The sequence below is a fragment of the Brachybacterium paraconglomeratum genome, assembly GCF_039541415.1.
Classification (GTDB): Bacteria; Actinomycetota; Actinomycetes; order Actinomycetales; family Dermabacteraceae; genus Brachybacterium; species Brachybacterium paraconglomeratum_A.
Genome location: NZ_BAABGE010000007.1, coordinates 583,368 through 601,229 on the forward strand (window position 1 = coordinate 583,368; position 17,862 = coordinate 601,229).

At 69.4% G+C, this 17,862-nt stretch carries 15 protein-coding genes; 4 read left to right on the forward strand and 11 right to left on the reverse strand.

Features of this window, described 5'->3' with window-relative positions; genetic code table 11:
* Positions 1 to 8: 8 nt before the first annotated feature.
* The 11 genes from ABD893_RS11935 to ABD893_RS11985 form a co-directional block, all read right to left on the reverse strand.
* The gene (locus tag ABD893_RS11935; RefSeq protein ID WP_345080240.1) at positions 9 to 941 is read right to left on the reverse strand and encodes an SDR family oxidoreductase; all 933 of its coding nucleotides are present in this window, start codon (positions 939 to 941) and stop codon (positions 9 to 11) included.
* Positions 942 to 1,032: 91 nt separating this feature from the next.
* Positions 1,033 to 1,659 carry a hypothetical protein gene (locus tag ABD893_RS11940; protein WP_345080243.1) on the reverse strand — a complete coding sequence of 209 codons (627 nt, stop codon included), beginning with the start codon at positions 1,657 to 1,659 and terminating at the stop codon, positions 1,033 to 1,035.
* Positions 1,656 to 2,072: an NUDIX domain-containing protein gene (locus tag ABD893_RS11945; RefSeq protein ID WP_345080246.1), complete on the reverse strand. Its 417-nt coding sequence runs from the start codon at positions 2,070 to 2,072 to the stop codon at positions 1,656 to 1,658. The genes ABD893_RS11940 and ABD893_RS11945 overlap by 4 nt, the downstream gene beginning before the upstream one ends.
* A gap of 88 nt (positions 2,073 to 2,160) precedes the next feature.
* Complete coding sequence (locus tag ABD893_RS11950) at positions 2,161 to 2,451, reverse strand: hypothetical protein (protein WP_345080249.1); 291 nt, start codon at positions 2,449 to 2,451, stop codon at positions 2,161 to 2,163.
* A gap of 59 nt (positions 2,452 to 2,510) precedes the next feature.
* The gene (locus ABD893_RS11955; protein WP_345080252.1) at positions 2,511 to 3,299 is read right to left on the reverse strand and encodes a TM2 domain-containing protein; all 789 of its coding nucleotides are present in this window, start codon (positions 3,297 to 3,299) and stop codon (positions 2,511 to 2,513) included.
* A gap of 73 nt (positions 3,300 to 3,372) precedes the next feature.
* A complete protein-coding gene (der, locus tag ABD893_RS11960; RefSeq protein WP_345080255.1) occupies positions 3,373 to 5,634 on the reverse strand; it encodes a bifunctional cytidylate kinase/GTPase Der in 2,262 nt (753 codons plus the stop codon).
* Between the two features lie 20 nt (positions 5,635 to 5,654).
* Positions 5,655 to 6,761 carry a prephenate dehydrogenase gene (locus ABD893_RS11965; RefSeq protein ID WP_425548379.1) on the reverse strand — a complete coding sequence of 369 codons (1,107 nt, stop codon included), beginning with the start codon at positions 6,759 to 6,761 and terminating at the stop codon, positions 5,655 to 5,657.
* Between the two features lie 29 nt (positions 6,762 to 6,790).
* Positions 6,791 to 7,699 (reverse strand): pseudouridine synthase, encoded by a 909-nt coding sequence (locus ABD893_RS11970; protein ID WP_345080261.1) that lies wholly within the window; start codon positions 7,697 to 7,699, stop codon positions 6,791 to 6,793.
* Positions 7,699 to 8,571, reverse strand: a complete 873-nt coding sequence (locus ABD893_RS11975; protein WP_345080264.1) for a ParA family protein — start codon at positions 8,569 to 8,571, stop codon at positions 7,699 to 7,701. Before ABD893_RS11975 ends, ABD893_RS11970 begins: the two co-directional genes overlap by 1 nt.
* 181 nt (positions 8,572 to 8,752) lie before the next feature.
* Positions 8,753 to 9,721, reverse strand: coding sequence for a site-specific tyrosine recombinase XerD (locus ABD893_RS11980; protein WP_345080267.1), 969 nt, complete (start codon positions 9,719 to 9,721; stop codon positions 8,753 to 8,755).
* A 35-nt stretch (positions 9,722 to 9,756) separates the two neighbouring features.
* The gene (locus tag ABD893_RS11985) at positions 9,757 to 10,707 is read right to left on the reverse strand and encodes a heme o synthase (RefSeq protein WP_345080270.1); all 951 of its coding nucleotides are present in this window, start codon (positions 10,705 to 10,707) and stop codon (positions 9,757 to 9,759) included.
* 346 nt (positions 10,708 to 11,053) lie between these two features.
* Between ABD893_RS11985 and tkt the strand changes: the two genes are divergently transcribed.
* From tkt to pgl, 4 genes are all read left to right on the forward strand, one after another.
* Positions 11,054 to 13,150 carry a transketolase gene (gene tkt, locus ABD893_RS11990; RefSeq protein WP_345080273.1) on the forward strand — a complete coding sequence of 699 codons (2,097 nt, stop codon included), beginning with the start codon at positions 11,054 to 11,056 and terminating at the stop codon, positions 13,148 to 13,150.
* Positions 13,151 to 13,344: 194 nt separating this feature from the next.
* Positions 13,345 to 14,454 carry a transaldolase gene (gene tal / locus ABD893_RS11995; protein WP_345080276.1) on the forward strand — a complete coding sequence of 370 codons (1,110 nt, stop codon included), beginning with the start codon at positions 13,345 to 13,347 and terminating at the stop codon, positions 14,452 to 14,454.
* A gap of 72 nt (positions 14,455 to 14,526) precedes the next feature.
* Positions 14,527 to 16,080, forward strand: coding sequence for a glucose-6-phosphate dehydrogenase (gene zwf, locus ABD893_RS12000; protein ID WP_345080279.1), 1,554 nt, complete (start codon positions 14,527 to 14,529; stop codon positions 16,078 to 16,080).
* Positions 16,077 to 17,795, forward strand: a complete 1,719-nt coding sequence (gene pgl / locus ABD893_RS12005; protein ID WP_345080282.1) for a 6-phosphogluconolactonase — start codon at positions 16,077 to 16,079, stop codon at positions 17,793 to 17,795. The genes zwf and pgl overlap by 4 nt, the downstream gene beginning before the upstream one ends.
* The last annotated feature ends 67 nt before the right edge of the window (positions 17,796 to 17,862 follow it).

Sequence of the window (17,862 nt, forward strand, 5' to 3'; positions counted from 1 at the left end):
GTCCGAGCTCAGAAGACCGGCCGGCCACCAGTCACCCCGAGCACCGTGCCGGAGACATAGCTGGCCTCTGCGGGGCTGGCCAGGAAGACGAATGCTCCCGCCACCTCCGCCGGCTGCCCGGCCCGGCCGAGCGGCGTGTTGGCCCCGAACTCGACGTAGTCGTCGCTGACCCGCGTGGCGACGTTCAGCGGGGTCCAGATCGGGCCGGGGGCCACGGCGTTCACCCGGATTCCGCGCGGTCCGAGGTCCGAGGCCAGGTTGACGGTCACGTTGTTGATCGCGGATTTCGTGGCCGCGTAGTCCATCAGCGGGACCGAGGGATCGTAGCTCTGGATCGAGGAGCAGTTGATGATGCTCGCCCCCTCCCCCAGATGCGGCGCCGCCTCCTGGGTGATCCAGAACAGCGCTTCCAGGTTCGTGGTCAGAGTGCGGTGCAGCCGCTCGGAGCTGATGCCCTCAAGCCCCTGGGGCTCGGCTCGGCCCCATTGGAAGGCCGCATTGTTGACCAGGATGTCGAGGCGGCCGTGCTCCTGGACGGTGCGGGTCACGAGCGATCGGGCCAGCTGCTCATCGCGGATATCTCCGGGCAGCAGCAGGGCGCGCCGTCCGGCCTGCTCGATCCAGTGCCGGGTCTGCTCGGCGTCCTCCTGCTCCTCGGGCAGGTACGAGATCGCCACGTCGGCGCCTTCGCGTGCGTACGCGATCGCGACGGCCCGCCCGATCCCGGAGTCACCCCCGGTGATCAGCGCGGACAGTCCGCGCAGTCGTCCGTGGCCCACATAGCTGCGCTCGCCGTGATCAGGGGTCGGCTGCATCGGCGCGGTGAGGCCGGGCGGCTCCTGGTTCTGCGCGGGAAATGAGGGCTCGCCATCGCGGGTCGACAGAGCACGGGCGCTTTCGGCGACCTCGGAGAGGAGTGGCTGGGAGGCTTCGTCGGTCATGGCAGCTCCTTCGACGGGGACAGCTGGTCTGGGGCCACGCTAGTTCCCTACGGCGCCGAGGTCACGAACCCGGGTGACCGACCGGACGGGTTCAGGGAACTCGCGGGCGGGGCCGAGCCCTGCCCACTGCCTGCGCCTGCTCGGCATCGGCGTAACGCATCCCGGGCGGGACCTGCGCGAGCTCGAACCACGAGGCAGCTCGCGGCAGCAGCCGCACATCCTGCCAGGGGACGTCGAATGCGGGGTCGCGCCACAGGGTCAGCCCGATCTCCTCACGTCGCCCGGCGGCGATCAGCGTGAGCCGGCGCAGGCGCGAGAGCGGATGGGGATCCGGCCGTGCCGAAGCGGGGATCGCCACCACGCCACCGAGATCGAGCGGCCAGACGGTCTCGCCCCAGTACAGGCTCGCGTGTTCCGCGGCGCCGCTGATCACGGCAGGGGGCCGCAGATCGGCGGCAGACACCGGGACGGGGGCGAGCGGGGCGCCGCGTTCCAGCACCTCCTGCTGGACCCAGGCGCCGGGCAGCAGGGCCTTCTCCCCCACCGAGACGTCGACCAGGATCGACTCGGCGAAGGGCTGCAGCGGGACGCTGAGCGCTCCTGTCCGGGCCATGTCACGACGAGGCGCCGCTATGACTCTCACCACGGCGGTGTCGTCGGGCCGATCGCTCAGCGTGATCCTCACCCGGGTGCCGGGCAGCGGGTCGAGACGCCTCATCGGCGGAACCGAGCCTCGGGCCGCTCCTGAAGCGCCCACCGGAGCTGCTCGGTGAAGCGGGCGTTCATCGGCGGTGCTGAGTCGATCGGGAACCAGCGCGCTTCCGTGTTCTCGCCATCAGCGGGATACGGCTCCTGGTCTCTCTCTGCTTCGCACAGGAAGCACAGGTCCAGATATTGCGCCTGGTCTCCGTGGGGGTAGGTGATGGGCGGCAGGGCGCGCACATCGATCAGCTGCAGTGCAGTGCACTGGATGCCGGCCTCTTCGGTGACCTCACGCACCGCGGCACGGGCAGGCTCCTCGCCGGGATCGATGATCCCGGTGACAGGGGTCCAGGCACCGTCATCCTCGCGGCGCACGGCGAGCAGGGAGGTGCGTTCCCGATCGAGCACCATGGCGGTCACGCCGGGCATCCACAGCAGCTCGTGCCCTATGCGTTCGCGCAGGGACAGGACGAAGTCCGGGGTGGCGATGGCAGCTCCTCCTAGAATTCTGGCGGGGTCAGCCGCCCATCAGGAACGGGAGGGTGGCCGCCCCCAGCATGAGCACCACGACCACCACGTAGATGACGATGAACAGGATGATCAGCACGAGCATCACCCAGAAGAGGATCCAGCCGACCTTGTTCATCTTCTGGGCGGAGTACGGATCGCTGTCCATCTGCACCAGGGCGATGATCCCGAAGATCGCCGGGATCGTTCCTCCGCAGAGGAAGCCGACCACGATGAGGATGATTGCGCTGGTCTGGAGCTTGCTGCGCTCCGGCAGCGGACCTTGGGGGTGATAGCTCATGGTTCGCAATTCCTTATCGCTCAGGTCGGGGAGAGTGGCGGGTCAGGCGTGCAGCAGGCTCAGTCCTTCAGCGGGCGCCCATGGGCATCGCGTTCGAAGGTCGGGGACTTGGCGAGCACCATGATGCCCTCGATGAGCCCCCACCAGGCCCCGATGCCGCACGTCAGCACAGTGACCGCGATCTGGATGATGCCGATCGTGGTGTATCCGAGCAGGAACCGGTGAACGCCGAAGCCGCCGAGGAAGATTCCCAGCAGACCGACCACCAGGCGGCTCTGCGGCTCTCCCTGAGGCGCCGCTCCACCGGCCACGCCGGGAGCCTGACCTCCGCTGGCCTGGCCGTAGCCGGCTCCGCCCGGTGCGAACGGGCCCGACGCGGAACCGCCCTGCGAGTACGGATCTGAGGCAGACGCCCCGGAGCCGGGCGCGGGCGACCAGCCCTGCTGCGGCTGGCCGTAGGGATCGGAGGCGGAGGCCGCCGACGGCTGGTGCTGCTGCGCAAAGGGATCCTGCCCGGCGGCAGGCTGCTGGCCATACGGGTCCGAGGCCGACGGCACCGAGGGCTGAGCGAACGGATCGTTCCCTGCCGCTGGCTGCTGACCGTAGGGGTCCTGCTGGCCGTACTGCTGCGCTGCCGGGGACTGCTCACCGAAGGCATCCTGCTGAGCGGCGGGCTGCTCCGCGGGCGGCTGCGCCCACGGATCCTGCTGCGGCTGGGCATAGGGATCCTGCTGCGGCTGCGCCCACGGATCCTGCTGCGGCTGGGCGTAGGGATCCTGGGCTCCCTGCTGCGCGTCGAAGTCGTTCCCCTGGGTGTTCCAGGAGCCGTTGTCACCGGGATTGCTCATGCCGGACACGATACGTGGTGCGGCCGGAGTCTCGCACCTCGGCCGCACCCCGCCGTCAGCATTCGCGCCGGCTTCAGCGCTTGCGCTTCTCGCGGATCCGCACCCCGAGCACGATCGGGGAGCCCGTGAATTCGAAGTCCTCTCGCAGACGACGCTCGATGAACCGGCGATAGCCGTGCTCGAGGAAGCCGCTGGCGAAGATGACGAAGCGGGGCGGCCTGGTGCGGGCCTGCGTCGCGAACAGGATGCGGGACTGCTTGCCGCTGCGTACCGGATGGGGATGCGCGGCCACCAGCTGGCCCAGGAAGGCATTGAGCCTGCCGGTCGGGATGCGCTGGTCCCAGGACTCCAGAGCTGCTTCCAGGGCCGGGACGAGTCGGTCGGCGTGACGGCCCGTCTCGGCGGAGATGTTGACCCGCGGCGCCCAGGCGACGTGTGCGAGATCTCGCTCGATCTCCCGCTCCAGCGTCTTGTGCCGCTCCTCGTCCAGCAGGTCCCACTTGTTGAAAGCGAGCACCAGAGCACGACCTGATTCCAGGACCATGTCGATGATCTTCAGGTCCTGAGCGGAGATGGGCTCCGAGGCCTCGAGCAGCACCACCGCCACCTCGGCCCGATCCAGGGCGGAGCGGGTGCGCAGCGAGGCGTAGTAGTCGGCGCCCTGCGACTGGAGCACCCGGCGGCGGATGCCCGCGGTATCCACGAAGGTCCAGTCCTTGCCGCCGAGAGTGATCTTCTCGTCCACCGGGTCCCGGGTGGTGCCGGCGACGTCATCGACCACCACCCGCTGCTCCTTGGCCAGTCGATTCAGCAACGAGGACTTGCCCACATTCGGTCGACCCACCAGGGCCACCCGGCGCGGACCGCGGTCGGCGGGAGTTCCCCGGCCTTCCTCAGGCATCGCAGCGAGCACGGCGTCCAGCAGGTCACCGGATCCGCGACCGTGCAGGGCGGACACCGCATGCGGCTCCCCCAGGCCCAGGTTCCACAGCCCGGCGGCCTCGATCTCGCCGCGCTGGTCATCGACCTTGTTGGCCACCAGGACGAGCGGCACCTTGGCCTTGCGCAGCACCTTGAGGAGCTGCTCATCGGTGGTGGTCACACCCACATTCGCATCGACGATGAACATGACGACGTCGGCGAGGGAGACGGCGACCTCGGCCTGCTCGGCGACCCGGTAGGCGATGCCCTGGACGCGGTCCTCCCAGCCTCCGGTGTCGACCAGCCAGAAGTCCTTGCCCGACCATTCGGCCTCATAGAAGACACGGTCGCGGGTCACCCCGGGGCGGTCCTCGACGATGGCCTCGCGGCGGCCGAGAATACGGTTGACCAAGGTGGACTTGCCGACGTTGGGGCGGCCCACGACCGCCACCACCGGCAGGTTCCGCTGGATCTCGGGGAGCAGCTCTTCGGACTCGTCCCCCGTCAGCAGGGCCAGGTCCTCGTCGTCGAGCTCGTAGTCGGTCAGGCCCGCCCGCAATGCGTTCTCGATATCCGCATCCGTGGGGCCGTCGGTCGCGGCGCGCTGCGTCGAGGAGCTCTCCCGGACGGCCGCCTCGGCACGTACCGGCTCGGGCTTGCCGTGCTCGGCCTCCTCCTGCGCCGTCTCGGCCGCAGCGACGAGCATCAGCACCCGTTCGACCACGTCGGGGATGTCCAGGCCCGTGGTGTCCAGGGTCTCCACCCCGTCGGCAGCGGTGAGGAACTCCGAGACCGTGGAATCGTCCCGGTCGCGGCGCAGCACCTGATCGGCCATCCGAGCTCGGGTGTCCTCGTTGTCCTCGAGGTCGAGTTCGGCGGCGCGGCGGCGCATCCGCTCCTCGTCGGAGGCGATCAGCAGCACCCGCACCTGGGCATCGGGCGCGACCACGGTCGTGATGTCGCGGCCCTCGGCGACGCAGAATCCGCGTTCGTCGGCAGTGGCGTAGAGCAGCTCGCGCTGACGCTGCTGCAGGATCGCGCGCACCAGGGTGTTGGTGGCGACATCGCTGACCCGCTGGGAGATCCGCTCGGTACGGATCTCGGCGGTGATGTCGATTCCCCGCACCGTGACGGTCGCGCCCTCGGGATCGGTGCCGAGCTCGAGCTCGAGCTCCTCCGCGGCCCGGGCGACGGCCTCACGGTCGGCGAGGTCGATGTCGCGGTCCAGGCAGTCCCAGGCCACGGCGCGGTACATCGCGCCGGTGTCGAGGATGCCGCCCTCGAGCGCATCGGCGACATAGCGGGAAACCGTGGACTTGCCGGAACCGGCCGGTCCGTCGATCGCGATGGCAATGCCCCGGACGGGGCCGGTGCTCGCGAGGGAGGAGGGGTCGTGCGGCGCGCTGGTGTGCATCCGGCAAGGATACGGGGCGTTCAGGACTCCGCGACGGTCCAACCGCGTACGGAGAGCTCCCGCGTGAGCAGCTCCTCACGGGAGGAGTCCACGGCGAGGTGGCCGAGGCCCACCTGACGCCCATAGTTGTGCTCGAGGTGGAAGTCCTCGAGGTTGACTCCGATCTCCCCCATCTCGGTGAACAGCCGGCCGAGCTCGCCGGGACGGTCCGGCACCAGCACCGTCACGGTGGAGAAGGCGTCGGAGGCTCCGCCGTGCTTGCCGGGGATGCGTCGCACCCCGCGGTTCCCGTCGGAGATGAGTTCGGCGAGAGCGCGCCGCGAGCCGACAGCCGGGTCGGGGTCACCGGCCATCGTGGCGAGCGCCGCCAGTATTCCGTCCAGCCGGCCGCGCACCCCGTCGAGCACGTCGCTGATCGCCTCGGCGTTGGCGCCGAGGATCTCGACCCACATCCGCGGATCGGAATCGGCGATGCGGGTGGTGTCGCGCAGGCCCTGTCCGGACAGACCCAGTGCCGTCTCTCCCGGCTCCAGCAGCGTGGTCGCCAGCAGGCTGGAGAGCACCTGGGGCACGTGCGAGACGTGCGCGACAGCGGTGTCATGCTCGTCAGCTCCCATCACCACGGGCACCGCGCCGATCGCGGTGGCGATGCCCTGGAGCAGGCTGATCGCGTCCGGGCGGGTGCTGGGGTGGGGAACGACCACGAAGGGGCGTCCGCGGAACAGATCACCGCGGGCGGAGATCACCCCGGCGACTTCCCGACCCGCCATCGGATGGGCTCCGATGTATCGGGTGAGCTGCTCGGCGTCGACCGCCTGGGAGATCCCTTGCAGGACGATCCCCTTGACGCTCGCGACATCTGTGACCAGCGCCTCCGGCCAGGTGCGCAGAGCCTGGACGACCAGCTGGGCCGTCGCATCGGGCGGAGCCGCGACGACCACCAGCTGCGGGGGCGGTTCGGCGGGGTCGGGGAGGTGTCCCACTCCCAGCTCGACCGCGAGCGCCATGGTGCCCGGGGAGACGTCCTCGACCTGCACGCTCGCGCCCGCCCCGCCGAGCGCCATGCCCAGTGAGCCGCCGATCAGGCCGGTGCCGATGATGCGTATCGGAGAGGGCACCAGCGACATCACAGACCGCGGCGTCGCGGGCTCTGCGGTCACAGCCCCACCTCGGCCATCAGCGTGCCCAGCTCACGGCCCGTCAGCTCCCGGGTGCCGCCCGAGTCGAGATCGCCGAGCAGCACCGGACCGATCCGGGTACGGATCAGCGCGGTGAGCTCGAACCCCTGAGCAGCGAACATGCGCCGCACGATGCGGTTGCGTCCTTCATGCAGGGTCACCTCGACCACCGCTTCGTGGCCGTCCTGGGCGAGCACCCGGGCCCGGTCGGCTCGGGCCGGGCCGTCCTCCAGCTCGACTCCCTCGCGCAGAGCCTTGACCAGGCCGCGGGGCGCGCCGCCGGGCGCTTCGAACCGGCACACATAGGTCTTCTCGACCTCGAAGCTGGGGTGCGTGAGGCGGTGGGCGAGCTCGCCGTCATTGGTGAGCAGCAGCAGCCCCTCGGTCTCGTAGTCCAGGCGGCCCACATGGTAGAGCCGCTGGGAGTGGGCGGCGGTGAACTCGGTGAGGTCACGCCGCCCCTCCGGATCGCTCATCGCGGAGACCACGAGGCGAGGCTTGTTCAGCACCAGCGTCAGCTTGGTCTCATCGAGCTGGAGCCGGCGTCCGTCGACATGGACGACCTGGGTGGTGGGATCGATCCGCACCCCCTGCTCCTGCACGATGATCCCGTCGATCCGCACCCGGCCGCTGGAGATCAGCGTCTCGCAGGCCCGACGGGAGCCGAACCCGGCGCGCGCCAGCACCTTCTGCAGCCGTTCCCCGTCCTCGCGATGGGGTTCGGGCGCGAGGCCGTCCGGGTCCTTGGCCGGCGCCACCGGGGAGCCTGCCTCGTCGCGCAGCTTGACCCGCTTCGGCGGGGTGAATGCGCTGCGGCGACGCTGCGGCTGGCTGCTCGAGCCACCTGCGCCGCCGGAGCGCTGCCCGCCGCGCCGATCAGCGGCCATCAGGCTGCCGAACCGCGGGAGATGAGTTCCTTGGCGAGCTGGCGGTAGGCGTCAGCGCCCTTGGTGGAGGAGGCGAAGGACGTGATCGGCTCGCCTGCCACAGAGGCATCGGGGAACTTCACCGTGCGGTTGATCGTGGTGTGGAAGACCTTGTCCGGGAAGGCCCCGACCACGCTCTGGCACACCTCGCGCGCATGGAGGGTGCGGGGGTCGAACATGGTGATCAGGATGCCGTCGAGCTCGAGGCGGGGGTTGATCCGGTCCTGGACCTTCTCGATCGTCTCCACCAGCATCGCCACGCCGCGCAGGGCGAAGTACTCCGCTTCGAGCGGGATGATCACCCCGTGGCTCGCCGCGAGGGCGTTCACGGTCAGCAGGCCCAGCGAGGGCTGGCAGTCGATGATGATGACGTCGTACTCATCCGCCACCGGGCGCAGCACGCGGGCCAGTGCCATCTCGCGGGCGACCTCGTTGACCAGGGTGACCTCGGCGGCGGAGAGGTCGATGTTGGCCGGGAGCACATCGAGGTTCTCGGTCGCGGTCTCCTGGATCACGTCGTGCACGTCATGGCCGCGTTCCATCAGCAGGTTGTAGACGGTGACATCGAGGTCGTAGTGGTTCACCCCGGACCCGGCGCTCAGCGCGCCCTGCGGGTCCAGATCCACCAGCAGCACCTTGCGCCCGAGCTCGGCCAGCGCCGCGCCGAGGTTGATCACGCTGGTGGTCTTGCCCACCCCACCCTTCTGATTCACCATCGAGATGATGCGTGCCGGCCCGTGGGAGTCGAGCGGGGCCGGCTCCGGGAGCTCCGGCATCGGTCGGCCGGTCGGGCCGAGACCGATATCCAGCTGCTGGGGGGAGGTCGGGCTCACGTCGGTGTCCTGTCGTCGGCGTCGTGGTCTGGTGGTGCGGAATGATCCGTGACCGGGCCGGAGCTGATCCGTCCCTGTGGTCCGGGGAACGACGGCGTCACCATGCCGTCTGCGTCCCGCATAGGTCGTCCCCGAAGGATCAGGCCCGGCAGGGACGTCGCGCCGGACAAGTCTAAGCCCCTCACCGAGCCCGGGGGTGGGCGCCGGCATGGGTCTCGCGCAAGGTGTCGACGGTGACCTGGGTGTACAGCTGCGTGGTGGTGACCGAGGCATGGCCCAGCAGCTCCTGCACGCTGCGTACATCGGCGCCGCCGTGCAACAGATGAGTGGCGTACGAATGGCGCAGGGTGTGAGGGCTGATCGGCTCCGGGAGATCGGAGAGCTCCGCCTCTTCCGCAGCGCTCCGCACCACCTGCCAGGCAGCCTGGCGGGTGAGCCGGGTGCCGCGGGAGCCCAGGAACACCGCGGGGGTGCCGCTCCCCCGCGCAGCGAGCGTGGGACGGCCACGCGTCAGGTAGGCCTCGAGTGCCGCGAGCGCGAATCTCCCCACCGGGAGCACCCGGTGCTTATCTCCCTTGCCGCGCAGCACGGCTGCTCGTTCCTGGGGGTCGATGTCATCGATGTCCAGTCCGGTCGCCTCCGAGATCCGGGCACCCAGGCCGTAGAGGACCTCGAGGAGCGCCCGGTCGCGCAATGCCCGTTCGGTGGCGTCCCGACCGGTCCCCGGCCGGCCGGAGGCTTCGATCAGCGTCTCGACCTGCTCGATGGTGAGCGGGTGAGGCAGCCGTTTCGGCAGCGTCGGCGACGGGACCAGCCGTGCGGGATCGCCGGTGGTCGAGACCCGTTCGGCATCGAGGAAGGAGTGCAGTCCTCTGACCGCGGCCAAGGAGCGGGCAGAGGACGCGGCGGAGAGAGCGCTGCCGCCGTCGGCGCCGGTGCGCACCGCCTGCAGCCACGCTCCCAGCTGCTGCGGATCCACGGCGGTGGGATCCACCTCCCGCCGGGCCAGCTCGGCCAGGTAGCGGGTGAGATCGCGACGGTAGGCCGACAGGGTGTGGGTGGAGAGTCCGCGCTCGATGCGCAGGTGGCTCAGGTACTGCTCGAGGATCCGACGGTCAGCGGGACGCAGGCTCTGCTCCGTGCCGGGCACCGGTGGCTCCTCTGCAGGGCCCGCACCGCCGGGGGTCACAGGGTGACGAAGGGATCGATCGCGAGGGCGACGAAGAGCACAGTGAGGTAGGTGATCGAGCCGTGGAAGACGGTCATCGGGCCCAGTGCCTTGCCGGTGAGCCCGCGGCGTACGCGCAGTGCGTAGCGGATCACCAGGTAGCCGAACCACAGGCCGGAGGCGACGGCGGCGACGCCGTAGACCCAGCCGGTCGATCCCAGCGGGATGATCGCGAGGCTCGAGGCGATCATCAGGGTGGTGTGCATGATCATCTGGCGGGCCACGGTCGCCTTCGAGGCGACCACCGGGAGCATGGGAACGCCGGCGTTGGCATAGTCCGCCGAGAACTTCTCGGCCAGCGGCCAGTAGTGCGGCGGGGTCCAGAAGAAGACGACCAGGAACAGCAGTACCGCGGTCCAGGAGACGGTCCCGGTCACCGCGGACCAGCCGATCAGCACCGGCATGCATCCGGCGACCCCGCCCCAGACGATGTTCTGGCTGGTGCGTCGCTTGAGGATCATCGTGTAGAAGACGACGTACAGCAGGATCGCGCCCACTGCGAGGGCCGCGGAGGCCCAGTTCACCAGCAGTCCCAGCCAGAGCGCGGACACGACCGAGATCGTGATGCCGAAGATCAGGGCGTCGCGCGGGGACACCGCCCCGGAGGGGATCGGTCGATTGCGGGTGCGCTTCATCTTCGCGTCGATGTCGCGTTCGAGGTACATGTTCAGCGCGTTCGCGCCGCCAGCGGCGAGATAGCCGCCGATCATGGTGTTCACGATCAGCCACACCGAGGGGAACCCGCCTGCAGCGAGGAACATCGTGGGGATCGTGGTGATCAGCAGCAGTTCGATGATGCGCGGCTTGGTCAGCGCCACATAGCTGAGGATCACGGAGCGCACGGACTGCGGGGCCCGTCCACCGCCCCTGCGTGCGTCCTGGACTGAAGCTCCCTGGGTGGCGGTCACCGCCCACCGTCCTTCCTCTGAGCGCGGCACGGCAGCCGCGTGAACCACGCCAGTCTAGGCCGTGCCCTCGGAGGACGTCATCAGGGCACGAGGTGAGAACCAGCACCGTGCTGCTCTTTCGTCCGCCCGGGCCGGACTGCCCAGGCGGCCCGGGGAAAGGTCGGTGGCCGCGAAACGGCAACACGCTGAACAGTCCGGCACCACAGATCGCGCGCGACTAAGCTAGACGCTGTCGCCTCGCGCCTGGAACCCGCACGTCACACGACGTGTCATCGGGACCGCCCGTCGAGGCCTGTCGATCCACGCGGCCGAGCGGCCGCACACCGGCGAAAGGAAGCACCCGATCATGACGGAGAACTTCAAGGCCCCCGAGGGCTGGACCGAACTGGACAAGCGAGCGGTCGACACCGCGCGCGTCCTCGCCGCCGATGCGGTGGAGAAGGTCGGCAACGGCCACCCGGGCACCGCTGTGAGCCTCGCTCCGGCCGCCTACCTGCTCTACCAGGACGTGATGCGCCACGATCCCAAGGATCCGACGTGGCTCGGCCGCGACCGCTTCGTACTCTCGGCCGGTCACTCCAGCCTCACCCAGTACATCCAGCTGTTCCTCGCCGGCTTCGGCCTCGAGAAGAAGGACCTCGAGGAGTTACGCACCTGGGGCTCGAAGACCCCCGGCCACCCGGAGAACTTCGTCACCGACGGTGTGGAGATGACCACCGGTCCGCTGGGCCAGGGCATCTCCTCGGCTGTCGGCTTCGCCATGGCGCAGCGGCGCGAGCGCGGCCTGCTCGATCCCGAGGCCGCAGAAGGGACCAGCCCCTTCGACCACTTCACCTACGTGATCGCCTCCGACGGCGACCTCCAGGAGGGTGTCAGCAGCGAGGCCAGCTCGATCGCCGGCACCCAGCAGCTCGGCAACCTGATCGTCCTCTGGGACGATAACGAGATCTCCATCGAGGGCAACACCTCGATCGCCTTCACCGAGGACACCGCTGCACGCTACGAGGCCTACGGCTGGGACGTGCGCACCGTGGACTGGACCCAGGGCGGCAGCGAGTACCTCGAGGACGTCGCGGCGCTGAAGGCCGAGATCCTCGAGGCGCAGAAGGTCACCGACAAGCCGACCTTCATCCGCCTGCGCACCGTGATCGGCTGGCCGATCCCCGAGCTTGCCGGCAGCTTCACCGTGCATGGCGCGAAGCTCGGCGCTGAGGGTGTCGCGGGCCTGAAGAAGGTCGTGGGCCTGGACCCGGAGCAGACGTTCCAGGTCGACGAGGATGTGCTGGCGCACACCCGCGCCCTCTCCGAGCGTGCGGCCTCCGCGAAGGCAGAGTGGGACAAGGGATACCAGGCCTGGCGCTCCGCGAACACGGAGAAGGCCGCTCTGCTGGACCGGCTCCAGGCCCGTGAGCTGCCGGAGGGCTTCGCCGAGGCGTTCCCGAGCTTCGAGGCCGACGCCAAGGGCCTGGCCACCCGCGCCGCCTCCGGCAAGGTCCTCAATGCTCTTGCACCCGTGATGCCTGAGCTGTGGGGCGGTTCCGCCGACCTCGCCGGCTCGAACAACACCACCATGAAGGGCGAGCCGTCCTTCCTCCCCGAGGAGCTCAGCTCCGCCGAGTTCGCCGGTGACAAGTACGGCCGCACGCTGCACTTCGGCATCCGCGAGCACGGGATGGGCGCGATCCTCTCCGGAATCTCGCTGCACGGGCTCACCCGCCCGTACGGCGGCACCTTCTTCCAGTTCTCCGATTACATGCGCGGCGCGGTGCGCCTCGCCTCGCTGATGAAGGTCCCCGCGACCTACGTCTGGACCCACGACTCCATCGGTCTGGGCGAGGACGGCCCCACCCACCAGCCGGTCGAGCACCTGGCCGCGTACCGCGCGATCCCGAACCTGTCGATCGTGCGCCCCGCGGATGCCAATGAGACCGCGCAGGCCTGGAAGGCGCTGCTCGAGCGCGATCACGGCCCTGTCGGCCTGATCCTCTCCCGCCAGGCCATGCCGACCTTCGACCGCAGCGAGTATGCGGGCGCGGAGAACCTCGCCAAGGGCGGCTACATCATGAAGGAGGCCTCGGCGGAGCCGCAGGTGATCCTCATCGGCACCGGTTCCGAGCTGCAGTACGCCGCCGAGGCGCAGAAGCAGCTCGAGGCCGCGGGCATCCCCGCTCGTCTGGTCTCGATGCCGTCCGTCGAGTGGTTCGACGAGCAGGACGAGGCGTACAGGGAGTCTGTGCTCCCCGCATCGGTCACCGCACGCGTGAGCGTCGAGGCCGGCATCGCGATGCCGTGGTACCGCTTCCTGGGCACCCATGGGCGTGCGGTCTCGCTCGAGCACTACGGGGCATCCGCTGACGCGGGCACCCTCTTCAAGGAGTTCGGCTTCACCGCCGAGGCCGTGGTCGCGGCTGCGAAGGACTCCCTCGCAGCAGCCGGGGCCTGACACCCCCGCGGGGCGGGACCTCCGGGTCCCGCCCCGCCGCTTCACCCCTCTCCTCCGCCTCCTCCGCTCGCTGCGCCGTCGTCCGCGGACGCAGAGGTTCCCTTCCTCACCTCGGGGAAGGATTCGGCCCTTGAGACCGTTGCATCGGGCGACAGCAGTTCGACACAGGGCGCTCGACGCCCGGAAGGAACGACATGGCTCAGAACACGAACACCCAGGCCCTCTCCGACGCCGGAGTCTCCATCTGGCTCGACGATCTCTCGCGTCAGCGGATGTCCTCCGGCAACCTCCAGGAGCTCATCGACAGCCGCAACATCGTCGGCGTGACCACCAACCCGTCGATCTTCCAGGCCGCGATCTCCGGCCGTTCGGAGTACGACGCAGACATCGCCCGTCTCGCGGCGGAGGGCAAGGACGTCGACGCCATCGTCGAGGTGCTCACCACTGATGATGTGCGCAACGCCGCTGATCTCTTCGCCGACGTCTACGCCTCCTCGCACGGCTTCGACGGCCGCGTGAGCATCGAGGTCGATCCGCGCCTCGCCCACGAGACCGAGAAGACGATCGAGCAGGCCAAGCACCTCTTCACGGTCGTCGACCGCGAGAACGTCATGATCAAGATCCCCGCCACCGAGGCGGGCCTGCCGGCCATCACCGCAGTGATCGCCGAGGGGATCAGCGTCAACGTCACCCTGATCTTCTCCGTCGAGCGCTACGAGGCAGTGATCGAGGCGTACCTCGCCGGCCTCGAGCAGGCCGCAGCAGCGGGCAAGGATCTCGCGAAGATCCACTCGGTCGCCTCCTTCTTCGTCTCCCGCGTGGACGCGGAGATCGACGGGCGCCTCGAGGCACTGGGCACCGAGGAGGCGACTGCTCTGCGCGGTCAGGCCGGCGTCGCGAACGCGCAGGCCGCCTTCGGCACCTACCTCGAAGCCTTCGGTTCCGAGCGCTTCACCGCCCTGCAGGGCGCGAACGTCCAGCGGGCGCTGTGGGCGTCGACCGGGGTGAAGAACCCCGACTACGCCGACACCCTGTATGTCGACAACCTGGTGGGGGCCCCGTCCGTCAACACCATGCCGGAGAAGACCCTCGAGGCCGCTGCGGACCACTCGGAGCTGAAGGCTCCGCTGTCCGCCGAGTCCGCCGTTGCGGGCGTCGCGACGCTCGAGCGGGTCGCCGGTGCCGGAGTCGACCTGGCCGAGGTCTTCGCGCTGCTCGAGAGCGAAGGCGTCGAGAAGTTCGAGAAGGCCTGGAACGAGCTCCTGGCCACGGTGTCCGCCTCCATCGAGTCCGCGCGCGCCTGACTCTCCGAGGAGCACGGACCCGCCGATCGGGCGGGACGTGCTCCTCTGCTCCGTGTCCTAGAAAGGACGAACGTGACCGACTCCTCCACCCTCCCCGCAGGGGCTGACGCGCCGAACCCGCTGCGCGATCCCCGCGACCGCCGGCTCCCCCTCATCGCCGGACCGAGCTCCATGGTGATGTTCGGCGTCACCGGCGACCTCGCCCGCAAGAAGCTGCTGCCCGCCATCTATGACCTCACCCATCGTGGCCTGCTGCCGCCCAGCTTCGGACTCGTCGGCTTCGGCCGTCGCGAATGGTCCGATGACGACTTCGCCGACTACGTCCGCAAGAGCGTCTCCGAGCACTCCCGGACCGGTTTCGATGAGAGCGTCTTCGAGCAGCTGCGCGGCGGACTCCGCTTCGTCACCGGCACCTTCGATGACTCCGCGGCCTTCGAGAAGCTCACCGAGGTCGTCGGCGAGCTCGATCGCACCCGTGGCACCGGCGGCAACCATGCCTTCTACCTCTCGATCCCGCCCGACGCGTTCCCGCAGGTCTGCGGCCAGCTCGCGGACTCCGGACTGAACACCCCCCGCGACGGATCCTGGCGCCGGGTCGTCATCGAGAAGCCCTTCGGCCATGACCTCGCCTCCGCCCGCGAGCTCAACGACGTGGTGGAGAAGGCGTTCCGTCCCGAGGACGTCTTCCGCATCGACCACTACCTGGGCAAGGAGACGGTCCAGAACATCATGGCGCTGCGCTTCGCGAACCAGATGTTCGAACCGATCTGGAACTCGAACTACGTGGACCATGTGCAGATCACGATGGCCGAGGACATCGGCATCGGATCCCGGGCCGGGTACTACGACGGCATCGGCACGGCTCGCGACGTCATCCAGAACCACCTGCTGCAGCTGCTCGCGCTGACCGCGATGGAGGAGCCGGTCACCTTCCGCGCCTCGGACCTGCGTGCCGAGAAGGAGAAGGTCCTCGCCGCGGTGGAGCTGCCGGAGGATCTGGCGGCGCACACCGCCCGCGGCCAGTACGTCGGCGGCTGGCAGGGAGGCGAGCAGGTGCTGCCCTATCTCGAGGAAGACGGCATCCCCGCCGATTCCACCACCGAGACCTTCGCGGCGATGCGTCTGGACATCGCCACCCGTCGCTGGGCAGGAGTGCCCTTCTACCTGCGTGCAGGCAAACGACTGGGCCGCCGCGTCACCGAGATCGCGGTCGTCTTCAAACGTGCTCCGTTCCTGCCGTTCCGTTCCACGGACACGGCAGATCTGGGCCAGAATGCGATCGTCATCAGGGTCCAGCCGGACGAGGGCGTCACCATGCGCTTCGGTTCGAAGGTCCCCGGCACCCAGATGGAGGTGCGGGACGTGTCCATGGACTTCGCCTATGGCATGAACTTCACCGAGGAGTCGCCGGAGGCGTACGAACGACTGATCCTGGACATGCTGCTCGGCGATCCGCCGCTGTTCCCGCGGCAGAAGGAGGTCGAGCTCTCCTGGAGGATCCTCGACCCCATCACCGAGTTCTGGGCCGAGAACCTCGACCCGGCCCCGTACCGCCCCGGCACCTGGGGCCCCGATACTGCGCACGAGATGCTCGCCCTCGACGGGCGTACCTGGAGGCGACCGTGATCACCACCCTGACCGACACCACCGCGTCGGCGATCAACAAGCAGATGATCGAGATGCGGGAGACCTTCGGTGCGAACACCATCGGCCGTGTCCTGACCCTCATCATCGTCGCCACCGGCGACGTCGAGGAGCCGCTCGAAGCGGCGATCGCTGCCAGCCATGAGCATCCCGCCCGGGTGATCGTGGTCGATGCGGAGCCGGAGGCCGAGAAGTCCGGCCTGGACGCGGAGATCCGTGTAGGTCGCGACGCCGGCGCCGGCGAGATCGTGATCCTGCGCGCCCGCGGGGATGTCCAGTGGTCGCTGGACACCCTCGTCATGGCACTGCTGCTGCCCGACGCACCGATCGTCACCTGGTGGCCGGAGAACGCTCCGTCCTCTCCGGTGCACGACGTGCTCGGCTCGATGTCTCAGCGCCGCATCACCGACTCCGCCGGGTGCCAGGACCCGCTGGGCACCCTCAAGCGGCTGCGTCGCGGCTACGCGAGCGGCGATTCCGACTTCGCCTGGGCTCGGCTGACCCGCTGGCGCGGGCTGGTCGCGAGCGCCTTCGAGGTCCCACCGATCTCCACCCCGACCAAGGTGGAGGTCTCCGGCACGGTCGACAATCCTTCGGTGGTGCTGATGGCCGGCTGGCTCGAGCACGCTCTCGGGGTGGAGACGGAGGTGCTGCCCCCCAACGGTGAAGGCGTCGACTACGCCGGGGTCCACAGCGTCCGTCTGGTCCGCGAGGACGGCACCATCGACCTCACCCGGGTCGATGATGCCTCGATCGTGATGAAGCTCCCCGGTGACGACACCGGGCAGCACGTCACGATGCCGCGCCGCACTCTCGCCGAGCTCATCACCGAGGAGCTGCGCCGGCTGGATCCCGACGAGGTCTACGGCGAGGTGCTCGCCGCCACATACAGCAGCATCGATGACACTGCCACCTTCGCCGGGGGCAAGCCCGATCCCGTCGACCAGGTGCTCTCCGACGCCGACGCGGTGGCAGCCGCTGCCGCAGCGCAGACTGCCCAGCAGCTCGCGGCGGCGCTCGAGCAGCGCCCGTATGCGCATCTGGTGCTCACCGGTGGGACCGTCGGCACCAAGACCGCCGCGGCGCTGCCCGCCGCGCTGCGCACCGCAGGGGTCGACGCGAGCCGGCTTCACCTGTGGTGGGGTGATGAGCGATTCGTGGGTCCGGACTCCGAGGAGCGCAATGAGGTGGGAGTGCGTGAGTCACTGCTCGCACCGCTCCAGGCCGAGGCCGGTCTCCCCGCCCGCAACATCCATGTGATGCCCTCCCCCGCCGATGGCATGTCGCTGGACGATGCCGCTGCCTGGTACGGGCAGCAGCTGGACCAGATGGGCGGCGATCAGCCGTTCCGCACCCGCGGCCGGGCGTTCTTCGACGTGGTGCTGCTGGGGATGGGTCCCGACGGACACATCGCCTCGCTGTTCCCCGAGCATCCGGATCAGCGACAGGTGGCAGCGAGCGCGATCGGGGTCACCGACTCGCCGAAGCCGCCCGCGGAGCGGATCTCACTGACCTGGCCGGTGCTGAACTCCTCTCGTCACGTGGCGCTGCTGGTCGCTGGCGGGGAGAAGGCCGAAGCGGCACGCGACGGACATCAGGACATCAACCCCTGGCAGGTTCCCGCCTCCGCCGTGCGCGGCCTGGAGACGACGACCTGGTTCCTCGACGCCGCCGCTTCCGGGCAGCTGCCCGGATGAGCGGTCCCAGAGGACGCTGAGAACGCGAGAAGGGCCGGTCACCGTGATGGTGACCGGCCCTTCTCAG

Coding starts and splice junctions, on each gene's coding strand:
- ABD893_RS11935 (WP_345080240.1), bottom strand. CDS start 941: ATGACCGACGAAGCCTCCCAGCCACTCCTCTCCGAGGTCGCCGAAAGC.
- tal (WP_345080276.1), top strand. CDS start 13,345: ATGGCTCAGAACACGAACACCCAGGCCCTCTCCGACGCCGGAGTCTCC.
- ABD893_RS11945 (WP_345080246.1), bottom strand. CDS start 2,072: ATGCCCGGCGTGACCGCCATGGTGCTCGATCGGGAACGCACCTCCCTG.
- ABD893_RS11940 (WP_345080243.1), bottom strand. CDS start 1,659: ATGAGGCGTCTCGACCCGCTGCCCGGCACCCGGGTGAGGATCACGCTG.
- ABD893_RS11950 (WP_345080249.1), bottom strand. CDS start 2,451: ATGAGCTATCACCCCCAAGGTCCGCTGCCGGAGCGCAGCAAGCTCCAG.
- der (WP_345080255.1), bottom strand. CDS start 5,634: ATGCACACCAGCGCGCCGCACGACCCCTCCTCCCTCGCGAGCACCGGC.
- tkt (WP_345080273.1), top strand. CDS start 11,054: ATGACGGAGAACTTCAAGGCCCCCGAGGGCTGGACCGAACTGGACAAG.
- ABD893_RS11970 (WP_345080261.1), bottom strand. CDS start 7,699: ATGGCCGCTGATCGGCGCGGCGGGCAGCGCTCCGGCGGCGCAGGTGGC.
- ABD893_RS11965 (WP_425548379.1), bottom strand. CDS start 6,761: ATGTCGCTGGTGCCCTCTCCGATACGCATCATCGGCACCGGCCTGATC.
- ABD893_RS11955 (WP_345080252.1), bottom strand. CDS start 3,299: ATGAGCAATCCCGGTGACAACGGCTCCTGGAACACCCAGGGGAACGAC.